Origin of the sequence: Mesorhizobium sp. B2-4-12 (genome assembly GCF_006441575.1) — a bacterium.
GTDB lineage: Bacteria > Pseudomonadota > Alphaproteobacteria > Rhizobiales > Rhizobiaceae > Mesorhizobium.
This window is the reverse complement of sequence record NZ_VFVC01000058.1, coordinates 16579-28698: the sequence shown is the minus strand read 5'-3', so window position 1 is coordinate 28698 and position 12120 is coordinate 16579. Positions and strand designations below refer to the sequence as shown.

13 protein-coding genes and 1 pseudogene are annotated in these 12120 nt (G+C 63.1%); 3 read left to right on the top strand and 11 right to left on the bottom strand.

Annotated elements, in window-relative coordinates; genetic code table 11:
• Positions 1 to 86 precede the first annotated feature (86 nt).
• The 7 genes and pseudogenes from FJ934_RS25225 to FJ934_RS25195 all read right to left on the bottom strand — a co-directional run bounded on the left by FJ934_RS25225 (position 87) and on the right by FJ934_RS25195 (position 6184).
• On the bottom strand, positions 87 to 548 hold the full coding sequence (locus tag FJ934_RS25225; RefSeq protein ID WP_246671633.1) for a DUF4142 domain-containing protein: 462 nt from the start codon (positions 546 to 548) through the stop codon (positions 87 to 89).
• A 179-nt stretch (positions 549 to 727) separates the two neighbouring features.
• Positions 728 to 1469 (bottom strand): annotated as a pseudogene (locus FJ934_RS25220) (DUF899 family protein).
• A gap of 96 nt (positions 1470 to 1565) precedes the next feature.
• A complete protein-coding gene (locus FJ934_RS25215; RefSeq protein ID WP_140613130.1) occupies positions 1566 to 2390 on the bottom strand; it encodes a carbohydrate ABC transporter permease in 825 nt (274 codons plus the stop codon).
• Between the two features lies 1 nt (position 2391).
• Entirely contained in the window at positions 2392 to 3306 is a 915-nt protein-coding gene (locus tag FJ934_RS25210) for a sugar ABC transporter permease (protein WP_140613133.1), read from the bottom strand.
• A 29-nt stretch (positions 3307 to 3335) separates the two neighbouring features.
• On the bottom strand, positions 3336 to 4604 hold the full coding sequence (locus FJ934_RS25205; RefSeq protein WP_140613129.1) for an ABC transporter substrate-binding protein: 1269 nt from the start codon (positions 4602 to 4604) through the stop codon (positions 3336 to 3338).
• Positions 4605 to 4757: 153 nt separating this feature from the next.
• On the bottom strand, positions 4758 to 5246 hold the full coding sequence (locus FJ934_RS25200; protein ID WP_140613128.1) for a GNAT family N-acetyltransferase: 489 nt from the start codon (positions 5244 to 5246) through the stop codon (positions 4758 to 4760).
• Positions 5247 to 5251: 5 nt separating this feature from the next.
• Positions 5252 to 6184 (bottom strand): lytic transglycosylase domain-containing protein, encoded by a 933-nt coding sequence (locus tag FJ934_RS25195; RefSeq protein WP_140613127.1) that lies wholly within the window; start codon positions 6182 to 6184, stop codon positions 5252 to 5254.
• Between the two features lie 181 nt (positions 6185 to 6365).
• Here FJ934_RS25195 and FJ934_RS25190 point away from each other — a divergent pair, with 181 nt between their 5' ends.
• Complete coding sequence (locus FJ934_RS25190; protein WP_140613126.1) at positions 6366 to 6935, top strand: methylated-DNA--[protein]-cysteine S-methyltransferase; 570 nt, start codon at positions 6366 to 6368, stop codon at positions 6933 to 6935.
• An 11-nt stretch (positions 6936 to 6946) separates the two neighbouring features.
• Here FJ934_RS25190 and FJ934_RS25185 read toward each other — a convergent pair whose 3' ends face one another.
• Positions 6947 to 7276, bottom strand: a complete 330-nt coding sequence (locus FJ934_RS25185; RefSeq protein WP_140613125.1) for a hypothetical protein — start codon at positions 7274 to 7276, stop codon at positions 6947 to 6949.
• Positions 7277 to 7550: 274 nt separating this feature from the next.
• Between FJ934_RS25185 and FJ934_RS25180 the strand changes: the two genes are divergently transcribed.
• The gene (locus FJ934_RS25180; RefSeq protein WP_015316174.1) at positions 7551 to 7763 is read left to right on the top strand and encodes a cold-shock protein; all 213 of its coding nucleotides are present in this window, start codon (positions 7551 to 7553) and stop codon (positions 7761 to 7763) included.
• A gap of 467 nt (positions 7764 to 8230) precedes the next feature.
• Here FJ934_RS25180 and FJ934_RS25175 read toward each other — a convergent pair whose 3' ends face one another.
• The 3 genes from FJ934_RS25175 to FJ934_RS25165 all read right to left on the bottom strand — a co-directional run bounded on the left by FJ934_RS25175 (position 8231) and on the right by FJ934_RS25165 (position 10685).
• Entirely contained in the window at positions 8231 to 8839 is a 609-nt protein-coding gene (locus tag FJ934_RS25175; protein ID WP_140613124.1) for a glutathione S-transferase family protein, read from the bottom strand.
• A 107-nt stretch (positions 8840 to 8946) separates the two neighbouring features.
• The gene (locus tag FJ934_RS25170) at positions 8947 to 9795 is read right to left on the bottom strand and encodes an EAL domain-containing protein (protein WP_140613123.1); all 849 of its coding nucleotides are present in this window, start codon (positions 9793 to 9795) and stop codon (positions 8947 to 8949) included.
• Entirely contained in the window at positions 9792 to 10685 is an 894-nt protein-coding gene (locus FJ934_RS25165; RefSeq protein ID WP_140613122.1) for an EAL domain-containing protein, read from the bottom strand. Before FJ934_RS25165 ends, FJ934_RS25170 begins: the two co-directional genes overlap by 4 nt.
• A 212-nt stretch (positions 10686 to 10897) precedes the next feature.
• Between FJ934_RS25165 and FJ934_RS25160 the strand changes: the two genes are divergently transcribed.
• The gene (locus tag FJ934_RS25160) at positions 10898 to 12100 is read left to right on the top strand and encodes a pyridoxal phosphate-dependent aminotransferase (RefSeq protein ID WP_140613121.1); all 1203 of its coding nucleotides are present in this window, start codon (positions 10898 to 10900) and stop codon (positions 12098 to 12100) included.
• The last annotated feature ends 20 nt before the right edge of the window (positions 12101 to 12120 follow it).

Sequence of the window (12120 nt, the reverse complement as noted above, 5' to 3'; positions counted from 1 at the left end):
TCTCCCCCCAGGTGGGGGAGATGTCCGGCAGGACAGAGGGGGGCGCCGTAGAGCGCGGCATCAACCCGTTCGCGCCCCCAACGCCCTCAGCCCTGATGCGCGGCGCCCAGTTCCTTCACGTGCTTCTCGTGCATCTTCAGCACCGGCAGCGTCTTCTTGGCGAATTCCTTCATCGCCGGGTCGTCGCCCGATTGCGCATAGGTGCTGAACATCGCGACCGCATCCCTGTGCGCATCGGTCTGCATCTGGATATATTTTTGGTCGAACGCCTTGCCGCTGGCGCCCTTCAGCTCGTCGAGCATCTGCTGCTCCTTCGGCTGCAGGGCAACCCCCGCGGGCTTGACCGAAGCGGTGGTCTGGCCCTTGCTCAGCGCCGCCTTGAAGTCCTCCCCAGCCTTGGTGTGATCCTTGATCATCCGGCTGGCGAAAGCCTTGACGTCTTTCGACGACGATTTTTCCTCGGCGAGCTTGCTCGACTGGATTTCGAACTCATTGGCGCTGGGCACCGTCGTGACGAAGGTTTGGGTGTCGACCTTGCTGTCGGCCATCACAGGCGCGACCGTGTTCGATTTGGTGCCGTTCGTTTGGGCAAGCACGGCCGGCGCGCTGGCAAGCAGGGCCGCGGCTGCCACAGTCAGAAGCGTTTTCATCTGAAATCTCCGCTCGGAATGATCCTTCTGACTGTCCAACGCCGCAGACGCGCCGAGGTTGCGCGTTCTCTCTCCCCTCAGTGGCAGCACGCCTCGCCATATTGCAGTTGCTCGTGCCAGTCCGGCCGGCCTTCCGGGGTAAAATCCATCAGGTTCCACAGGATCTCGCAGGTGCCGATGGCGCGCGGGTCCTGGCCGGGTTCCGGCGGCGAAGCCGAGTTCCGACGACCAGGAATGGCGGATGCTGTCACCGTCGCGATGGAACACCGACAGCAGCGGGATCTGCGCGCCATCCGCATCCTCGGCGTTGTAGTCGCGCTTGAAACTGTTGCCGGCCGACGAAACCAGCCGCATATTCTTCCAGCCGCGGTCGCGGCCAAGCGCCGTCAGATTTCTCAGCGCGGTCTTGGCCACCACGACAAAGTTGAAGCCGGCCGCTTCGAGATGGCGAACGGCGCCGTCGAACTGGTCGAGCAGCGCCGTGCAGGAGGGGCACGGCTGGTCCTGCCTTGGCAATTTCGCCGTCTCGCCGCTCACGGCCACGTCGCGCGTTTCCTGGGGATGACGCGGAAACATCATCTGATAGAGGATCAGCGTGTCCTTGCCGGGCGCGAACAGCTCCGACAGTTTTACCCGCGTGGGCTTGCCGGCGATGTCCAGCCCGTCGAACACATAGTCGCGTGGCACCAGGCCGCCCGGCGGCAGCGCGCTCCGCGCCTCGGCCACGGCTTCCATGGCGCGGCGCAGCTCGATCTCCTTCTTCAAGAGTTTTTCGCGGGCGGTGCGGTATCTGGCGGATTCATTGGGAAAGGTGATCATGATCGGCTCCTTCGTCGCGCCGGCGTGCCGGCAAGGGTGCTCTACGTCCCAAGGACGGGGTGCACCGACCGATTCCTACATTCTTTCGACCGCTCCTCACCCCTTGACCCCGCCGGCGGTAAGGCCGGAGACGATCTTGCGCTGGAAGATCAGCACCAGGACGACCAGCGGCACGGTGACGATCACAGATGCGGCCATGATGTTGCCCCACGGGATTTCGAACTGCGAATTGCCGGAAAGCAGCGCGATGGCCACCGGCACGGTTCTTTGCGCATTGTTGGAAGTGAAGGTCAGCGCGAAGAGGAACTCGTTCCAGGCGCCAATGAAGGCAAGCAGGCCGGTGGTCGCCAGCGCCGGTCCCATTAACGGCAGGAAGATGCGCGTGACGATGATCCATGGTGTCGCGCCATCGAGGATCGCCGCTTCCTCGACCTCGACCGGCAGGTCGCGCACGAAAGTGGTGAGCACCCAGACGGTGAACGGCAAAGTGAAGATCATGTAGGAGAAGATCAGCGCCAACAGCGAGTTATAGAGGCCGAACATGCGGACGATCTCGAACAGGCCGGCAAGCACTGCCACCTGTGGGAACATCGAGACCGACAGGATCGCAAGCAGCAGGGCCGAGCGGCCACGGAAGCGGATGCGCGCCAGCGCGTAGGCGGCGGTGACGCCGAGCAGCAGCGACAGCGCAACGACCGCCCCGGAGACGACGAGCGAGTTCACCAGATTGCGCACGAAAGCGCCCTCGGTCAGCACGTTGCGGTAGTTGCCGAGGCTGAAGGTCTTCGGCCAAAGGCCGGGCTCGAAGAGCTCGGTTCCGGATTTCAGGCTGGTGACGATGGCGTAGTAGAACGGAAACACCGCAATGAAGACGATCACCAAGACCAGCAGGTAGAAGGCCGCGCGCCGCACGATCCACATCTCAGCGGCCTCCATCCAGGCTGATGCGGCCGATCCGGATATAGGCGATGGTGAGCAGGGCAAGGATCAGGAAGAACAGGGTCGAGGCGGCGGAGCCATAGGCGAACTTGTCGAACTCGAACAGGTTCTCCCGCGTAAACACCGACATCGACTTGGTGTTCACATTGTTGGGCGTCAGCACATAGATCAGGTCGAAAATGCGCAGCGCGTCGAGCCCGCGAAAAATCACCGCCACCATCACCGCGGGGCGGATGAGCGGCAAGGTCACCCGCCAGAAAATCTGCCACGGGTTTGCCCCGTCGAGCCTGGCGACTTCGATGATCTCGCCCGGCAGCATCTGCAGCGCGGCAAGGATGAGCAGCGCCATGAACGGCGTCGTCTTCCAGATGTCGACGATGAGTACGGCCGTCATCGCGGTGTCGGGGCTGGCGGTCCAGGCGATCTTGTGGCTGATCAGGCCGAGATTGACCAGCACGACATTGATGATGCCGAACTGGTCGTTGAGCATCCACTGCCACATCTTGGCCGAGACGATCGTCGGGATCGCCCAGGGAATGAGGATCGCCGCCCTGACGATGCCACGGCCAGGAAAGCTGGCGTTGAGCACCAAAGCCACGATCGTGCCGAGGACCGTCTCGCAGGTCACCGAGATCACCGCGAAGCGCACGGTGTTCCAGACCGCGCTCCACCAGACCGGATCGACGAGCAGCCCGTCATAGATCACCCGGCCGCTCGGCAGGCGCAGCACCGAGAGATAATTGTCGAAGCCGACGAACTGGCGGGCGTCGAGGTCCGCCAGCGAGGCGTCGGTGAAACCGAAATAGACGGTGCGGATGAGCGGCCAGCCGGCAACGGCGGCCAGCACCAGCAGCATCGGCGCCAGGAACAGCCATGCCGAGCGCACGCGCTGTGCCATCAGCCGCGAATGCCTGACAGGCGCGACGCTCACCAGCCTTTGCCTTTCAGCTTGGTAAGCCTCGCTTCGAGGTCGGCCAGATTGTCGGCGGCGCTGCCTTCGCCGGAAAGCGTGTTGTGCACGGCCGTCCAGAACTGGCTCGATGCCTCGTTGTACTTGATCTTGACAGTCGCGGAAGGACGCGGCACGGCGTTGAGAAAAATCTGCTTCCAGCGCGGTACGATCGGCTGCTGCCTGGCAATGTCGGCATCGTCATAGAGCGCCTGGATGGTCGGCAGGTTGGACGTCTTCAGAGTCCGGTATTTCTGCATCCGGGGCGAAGCGATGAACTTGACCAGTCCGATCGCCGTGTCCGGATGCTTCGAATATTTGGAGACCGCGAGATTCCAGCCGCCCAGCGTCGCGACCGGCCGGGCGCCCTCGCCAGTGCCTGCCGGCAAAGGCGCCACGTCGAACTTGCCCTTGATCGGCGAGTTGTCGCTGTTGCCGAGCGCATAGGCATAGGGCCAGTTGCGCATGAAGACGGCATTGCCGGTCTGCCAGACGCCGCGCGATTCCTCTTCCTGATAGGCGAGCACGCCGGGCGGCGAGATGGTTCCGATCCACCCCCTGACCATATCGAGCGCCGGCGCCGCTTTAGGGTTGTTGACCGATATGGTGCCGTCCGGCTCGACGATCCGGCCGCCGCCACTGGACATCACCCATTCGAGCGCATTGCAGGTCAGCCCCTCATAGGCGTTGCCCTGGAAGACGAAACCCCAGATATCCTTGTTGCCGGCCGCCCGCTCCTTGTCCATGACCAGCCTGGCGGTCTCGGCCAGCTCCTTCCAGGTGGCAGGGACCTTGGCGCCATATTTGTCGAGCAGGTCCTTGCGGTAGTAGAGCGCAGGCGCATCGGTGAAGATTGGCAGCGCGACCAGCCTGCCGTTGACGGTCTGCGACTGGATGATCGACGGGAAATGGGCGCCGACCACATCCCTGGTCGCTTCGGTGAGATCGACGAGCTGGCTGGCGAGTTGCGGCGCCCAGATGACGTCGGTCTGGTAGACGTCGATATCGCTGTTGCCGGCGGCAAGCCACAGCCTGTACAGGCCGAACTGGTCCGTCGTCGACGGCGGCAGGACGACGATGGAAACCTCGTTACCGCTCTCTTTCTCGTAACGGTCGAGGATCTCGCGAAGCACCTTGATGCCGTTGCCGGTGTCTCCCGACACGATCGACAGCTCGACCGCGTGGGCTTGAGCGACTGCCAGGATGCTGCCAACCGCAAGCGCCAGAAATGCGTAGAAAGGCTTCACGGCGGGTTGGGTCTCCCTTTGGAGCCGGACACCTCCCACGCGTCGGCAGCTCGTCAGCCATCCCCTGCCCCTGAATGCGAAGCCGTGCTTTCGGGTTCCCCAGGCTTTAACAAAGAACCCCTGAAGCGCGTCGCCATTTCAACGCGATGCGCTTCAGCCTTCCCAGTCGACCTCGAACATGCCGACCCGTTCATAGAGCCGCACGGCGGCGGCGTTTTCGACCGTGTTGGTCTTGAGGTCGACATGGGCAGCACCGCGGTCGCGAAAGGCGGCGAAGGCCTGCCACATCAGCGCTTCGCCAATGCCCTTGCCGCGCGCCTGGGGATGAACGGCGAGATCCTTGATGAAAGCGCTCATCCAGCAAAGTGCTGCCGCCGCGAGCCGGCCCTTGGCGTCGATGACGAGAAAACAGAGATCCGGATCGAATTCGAGGTCGCCTGATATGCGCGGCCACCAGTCGTCGAATGGCTCGTCGGCGCGGTTCTCGAACACGTCGCCCAGCAGCGCATGCAGGGCCGGCGCGTCGCCGTGCCTCAGACAGCGCATGACGAAGCCATCCGGCCAGTGGGGTGTAACCAGCGTCTCGTCGAGGATCTTGCGCAGCCGGATATCGTTCGGAGCCGGCGGGCGCGGTTCAGGCATCGCGCTCAGGCGTCGGGCTGCCGCTTGCGGTCGGCGCCAAGGCCCGTCGCCTCGAGCAGACCCTTGCGCTTGGCGTCGAAATAGTAGCCGGTCTGGTAGAGCCAATCGGCCTTCTTGGAATTGCCGCCGGCCACCAGCCAGGCGCCGCGCAGATATTTGACCGCATATTTCAGGTTGGTCTCGGCGTCGAACAGGCCCTTGGCCGGCCCGTCGTAACCCATGCCGCGCGCCGTCGCGTGCTTGATCTGCATCAGCCCCCAATGGCCATTGTTATAGGCCTTGGGGTTGTATGTGCTTTCGCGATTGACGACATGGCGCACCAGATCGACCGGCACCTCGTAGAGGGCGGCATATTTGATGATCAGCCGGTCGACGTCGCCGCGCATGCCGGTGGCATGCTCCTCTTGCTCCGGAGCAACCGGCGCCGACGGGAACTGCACCAGGGCAGCCGGGTTCTGCGGCAGCATATAGGCCACCTGGTGCACGCCGGGCATTTTCTGGCCGGCGCTGGCGGTCGCCGGCACGATAAGCCCGGCGGTCGTGTATGCCTGAGCCGCCTTGATTGGCTGACCCGCTTTGGCCGGCGGCGGCGCCTGCCAGGCATTGGCCGTCATCAAGGCGGGTAAAGCCGGCGCCTCCGGTGTTGCTCCGGCAAAGGCGGCGGTTGCGGCAGCGGGTTGGGTGGCCGGATCAAGAGCTGGCGCGGCCGCCGCGCCGGGCGTCAATTCGGCCGTTTGAACGGGCGCGATACCCGACGGTTGCGGCAGCACCGAAACCGTTTCCGGCAGTGGTATGGTGAAGCCCGCATCGCTGCCCGCTGCGGTCGCGGTTTCGGTCAGGGACGGCGCGGCTTTCATCTGCGAGGTCGAGGTGCAGCCGCTCATGTCGGCCGCCGCCACGATCACGCCGATCGCGATAAGGATCTGTTTTGCTGGCAAGCCGCGCTCGGGTCCGGTTTGTCGGGTTGTTAAGATTTCCCTTACACCAGCGATTCCTGGGTAGCAATCAGGGGCATCCGGAGGTTTTCGGGTGGCGAGACGTGAGGGGTGATGCCATATTGTTCCTGATATGTACCGGCAGGAATCCCGGATTTAGCCGCTTTGCGGAAAGGAGTGCATTATGGAAACGACAGCTTCGATCACAGCCGGCCACGCAGTGTTAGAAACAGTGATCGGTTTCATGGGCATCGCCTGGAGCGAAAAGGGCCTGATCCGGCTCTGCCTGCCCGAACGCAGCCGCGAAGCAGTGGAGCGGCGGCTGATGCGCCACGCCGGCGTTTCCGCCTCCACGGCCCAGCCGCCATGGGTGGTCGACCTGATCGCCTCGATCAAGGCTTATGCCGCGGGCGAGGATGTCGATTTCACCGATGTTCCGGTCGATCTCGACGGTGTCGACGACTTCCGCCTCGCCATTTATGACGCGGCGCGCAAACTCGGCTATGGCGAGACCACCACCTATGGCGAACTGGCCAAGCGTGCCGGCCACGCCGGTCTGCCGCGCGAGACCGGTGCGGCCCTTGGCGCCAATCCGGTGCCCCTTGTCATCCCGTGCCATCGCATCCTCGCCGCCGGCGGCAGGATCGGCGGCTTCTCGGCGCCCGGCGGCTCCGTCACCAAGGAAAAGATGCTGGCCATGGAAGGCGTGCGCGTCGGCCCACCGCCAGCGGCGCAGGTGTCCTTCGGGTTCTGAACCGTCGTGGCCTAGTTATTGTGGAAGAAGCGTCGGCGGAAATGCCGGTCATTGTCCGGCCGCCTGCAGTTGTAGACCGGGCAGGATTTCGTGTCGGCGCTCGGCACATAGGCGCGCGTCCTCACCTCGCCCATGGTACAGAACTGCTGGCTCTGCACATAGCGGTCGTAAAGCGGTAGCCCTGGGACACGCGTCGACTGGTAGCGCAGGATGACCGCGCCTTGTCGCGCGATCGTCGCTTGGATCTTGCCGCAGCTCATATGCGTCGGGTCGTAGCGAGAGATTGCCTGCGCCTCGGCGGCCACGAGCGTGAGGCAAGCGGCAAGCAATATGGTTTTCATGGTTCTTCCCTGATCCGCAGCCAAGGACGGCGCGCCACCTGCCGCAACGGTTTCACCGGATTAGGGCGGCCTTTGGGCGGCGTTCCGATCACGGCTTTCTCACACAGTCTTGTTTTTGGTGCGAAAGCATCCTATATCAGCCCCATTGATATTTCGGCCGATCGATCCGGGCCTCGCGATCTTCGCGTTTGCTGACGTCTATCTCCAAAATCTCGATGCACACCGGCTGGACCTCGGTTCGGTCAAACTAAAGCAAATGTGAAGGACTATTTTTATGGCAACTGGAACGGTCAAGTGGTTCAACGCCACCAAGGGCTTCGGCTTCATCCAGCCTGACAGCGGCGGCGCGGACGTTTTCGTCCACATCTCGGCTGTCGAGCGCGCTGGACTGTCGACCCTGGTCGAAGGCCAGAAGATCAACTTCGAGATCGAGCAGGACCGCCGCACTGGCAAGTCGTCCGCTGGGTCTCTGAGCAAGGCAGCCTGATTTTGCGAATGGCGCGCGCCGGGCGAGAGCTCGGGGCGCGCGGCAAGTCACGGATGTACTGACGGCCGCGCGAGAAGCGGGCCGGAGCGAAAGACCCGACAAGCTGGAACAGCAGATAGCTGCCAGCTCGGACCGGACGCTCCCGATCAGGCTACCAAGCATGGGAAGGCGGGCTTTGTCCCGCCTTTTTGTTTGTCTGGGGTTCAGGCGACGGCATCAATACAGCGTCCTTCTCCCCGTCTCTATACGGGGAGTTGAGAAGTGGTCCGCGCAGCGGACGAAAAGCCAACTGCTTGGCTTTTCGAACGACGAACGCCCGGCAGGGCGATGAGGGGCAGCGAGATGCCCCAGGATTATCCCATTTTGAATCAAGCGCGAAACTATCAAAGGCAGGCGCCGCCCCTCATCTGGCTGCCGCCATCTTCTCCCCGTATAGGGACGGGGAGAAGAGCACCAATCGCCAAATTCTACCCCACCCAGTCAATCGGTACATGCCCTGGATCCGCCTCCACGCGGCCAAGCCACGCCACGACAGCCGGATAGGCGTCGAGCTGGAAACCGCCCTGCTCCGCCGTGTGCGTATAGGCATAGAGCGCGATATCGGCGACGCTGAGCGCATTGCCGGCGAAGAAGGCATTGTTTTCAAGGTATCCGTTCATCACGCCGAGCGCCTTGTTGCCGCGCTCCAGTGTCACTGACAGCCGCTCCGGCGTGGCCTCCTTGGCCCTCTCGGGAAAGGTCAGCAGCGCCTTGCGCACCGCTATATAGGGCTCGTGGCTGTATTGCTCGAAGAACAGCCACTGATACGCGAGTCCGCGCTCATATTTGTCCATAGGCAGGAAGCGCGTGCCTTCGGCGAGATAAAGCAGGATGGCGTTGGACTCGGCCAGCCGTCGGCCGTCGTCAAGTTCGAGCAGCGGCACCATGGCGTTCGGATTCTTGGCGACGAAATCGGCTTTTCGCGTCTCCCCCGTGTGCGAACTCACTTCGATCGTCGTGACGGGAAGGCCAAGCTTGGCCATTAGCAGGCGCGGCTTGTAGCAATTGCCGCTGTCGATCATGCTGTAAAGTATCATTGCCGGTCCCCGAAGCGCTGCCTTGTGCGGACGCGATTATCGCAGCCCCGGCGTCCTCAACCAATGATTTGTTTTGGCGTGATCATCAGCACCGCTGATGCAAGGTCCTAGCCAAAGAGCGGCACGACATTGTTGTCCCTGCCCAGCAATGCATCGATGGCGAGCGGCTTTTCGTCGAAGATGGTACCAGCCAGCGCCGGCCGGCCCAGAAGAAAACCCTGCACCAGGTCGACGCCGCCTTCGAGCGCGACGCGCAGATGGACGGGTTGCTCAATGCCCTCGACCAGAACCTTGGCGCCGCGGTCGTGCAGGCTGGACACCAGCGGGCGGAAGAACCGCTCGGCAGCAGTGTGGCGGCAGAATTCCGCGAACCAGCCGCCATCGATCTTCACGATATCGGGCCTGAGCAGACTCACCCGCTCCTCGGTCGAATGGCCGGTGCCGAAATCGTCGATGGCGATACGGATGCCGTCGCGCCGCATTTCGCGCACCAGCCGGGCCAGAAGCGCGTCATCCGCCGCCTGCTCGGTGATTTCGCAGACCAGCATGCCAGGGGCGAGGTCGAGCTCGTCGAGATGCCTGCTCATCAGCCGGATCTCCGCCAGCGCCCGCTCCGGATGATCGTTGACCACCGGATTGTAGTTGAAGAACAGATCGAGCCCGTCGACGCCGATGTTGTGAAAATTCCGCAAATGCAGCGCCCGGCACATGGTCTCGACAAACAGCCGGTCCGGCGATGCAACGCTCTCGAAGAACATCTGAGCGGACGCTGGCTGGCCGGCACGGCGCGGCTCGACCAGGCCCTCGACCGCCACGGCCTGCAAGATGCGGCCGCGCGGGGCGAAGATCGGCTGGTAGGCGCTGCGCAGGCGGAAATCGCCATGGACACCATATTCGATGCCGACCTCGTCGACGAAGATCGCATCGTCGACATTGCGCCGCCGCTCCAGGCTCATGGTGACGTCCTGCGCCCGAAGGCCTTCGTCGGTCGTGCTGTTCGCGGCGTCGCCGTCGCAGGCTCCGCCCCGGCGGTGGCGGAGACGGTTTCCTCCCCGGCTTTGCCGAAGGCGTGGAAGCTGGTCGGCGCCAGTTCGGGGCGCGCCAGCACATAGCCCTGGACCATCGAAGCTCCAGATTTCTCGGCGAGATCCAGTTGCCATCCCTCTTCGAGGCCCTCGAACACGGTGCGGATGGCTTGCTCCTCGAAGCTTTTCACCATAGCGGTCAAAAGCGCGAAGCCGGCGCCTGACTCCATCAGTTGCGTGATCCAGCGAGCGTCGAACTTGACGATGTCGGGTCTCAACTCCTTGACGCGGTTGATGTCGGAATCGTCGGCGCCATAGTCGTCGACGGCAATGCGAAAGCCGTTGCCACGCAATGCCGCGACGAACTCGTACAAAGTCTCCTGCGATGCCGATCGCTGCTCGGTCACCTCGCACACAACCCGGCCCCGATCGATGCCGGCCTCGTGCAGCACCAGCCGCATTTCGCGCAAGGCATTGTCGGCGACCGCCCGCTCGGTGAACACGGACGGATCGAAATTGATGAAGATCGAAGCCTCCTGCGGCAGGCAGGCGCCGGCATTGAGCAGATGCAGCGTCCTGGTCAGCGCCTCGACATGCAGCCGGTCGGCGGCCGGACAGGTCGAAAAGAAGGTCATCGGCGATTGCGGTTCGCCATCGCGAAACGGCCGGATCAACCCTTCGAAGGCGACGACCAGCAGCTTGCCCTCCTTGAAGGCGAAGATCGGCTGGAAGGCGCTTTGCAGCGTGTAGATGCCCCAGACACCTGACGAGGTGCCGTCATCATGACGGATAATATGGGCAAGTCCGATGCTGCGCGACAAGGGTTCCTCGCTCCGCGACTGGCGGAATTGGATTGCGATCCTGCCATGCAAGCCTCTACCTTGTGTTAATGAACTCTCCGTTGATCACGCCTCATTGACCGCATCGCCATAGCTGGCCCAGCCGACAATGCTTGCACTTGGCGGCAGCATGCGACATGAGAAGCGCCGCGGCCGCTCCTGGCCGCGCCGATCCTTTGGAGAGACAAAAGGTCATGGCCTTTCTTGCCGACACCCTTTCCCGCGTGAAGCCTTCCGCCACCATCGCGGTGACGCAGAAAGCCCGCGAGCTGAAAAATGCCGGCCGTGACATTATTGGCCTTGGCGCCGGCGAGCCGGATTTCGACACGCCCGACAACATCAAGAATGCGGCGATCGAAGCGATCCGCCGTGGCGAGACCAAGTACCCGCCGGTTTCGGGCATCCTGCCGCTGCGCGAGGCGATCGCCAGGAAGTTCAAGCGCGAGAACAATCTCGACTACAGGCCCGAGCAGACCATCGTCGGCACCGGCGGCAAGCAGATCCTGTTCAACGCCTTCATGGCGACGCTGAACCCTGGCGACGAGGTCATCATCCCCCGCCCCTACTGGGTCAGCTACCCCGAGATGGTGGCGATCTGCGGCGGCACTTCGGTGTTTGCCGACACCTCCATCGACAATGGTTTCAAGCTGACCGCTGAAATACTTGAGAAGGCGATCACGCCGAAGACCAAATGGCTGCTGATGAACTCGCCGTCCAACCCGTCGGGTGCCGCCTATACCGAGGCCGAACTGCGGGCGCTGGCCGACGTGCTGCTGAAGCATCCGCATGTCTGGACGCTGACCGACGACATGTACGAGCACCTGACCTATGGCGATTTCGTCTTCAAGACCATCGCCGAGGTCGAGCCGACCCTCTATGAGCGCACGCTGACCATGAACGGCGTGTCCAAGGCCTATGCCATGACCGGCTGGCGCATCGGCTATGCCGCCGGTCCGGTCCAGCTGATCAAGGCGATGGACATGATCCAGGGCCAGCAGACTTCGGGTGCCTGCACCATCGCCCAGTGGGCATCGGTGGAAGCGTTGAACGGCCCGCAGGACTTTATCGCCAGGAACAAGGCGATCTTCCAAGGCAGGCGCGATCTGGTTGTATCGATGCTCAATCAGGCGCGCGGCATCACCTGCCCGTCGCCGGAAGGCGCCTTCTACGTCTATCCGTCCTGTGCCCAACTGATCGGCAAGAAGACGAAAGCCGGCAAGGTGATCGGCACCGACGAGGCCTTCTGTTCGGAACTGCTCGAGGCCGAAGGCGTCGCTGTGGTGTTCGGCTCGGCCTTCGGCCTTGGCCCCAACTTCCGCATCTCCTACGCCACATCGGAGGCGCTGCTGGAGGAAGCCTGCACACGCATCCAGCGTTTTACGGCATCGCTGACCTGATCAGATAGGCCTGAGGAGGC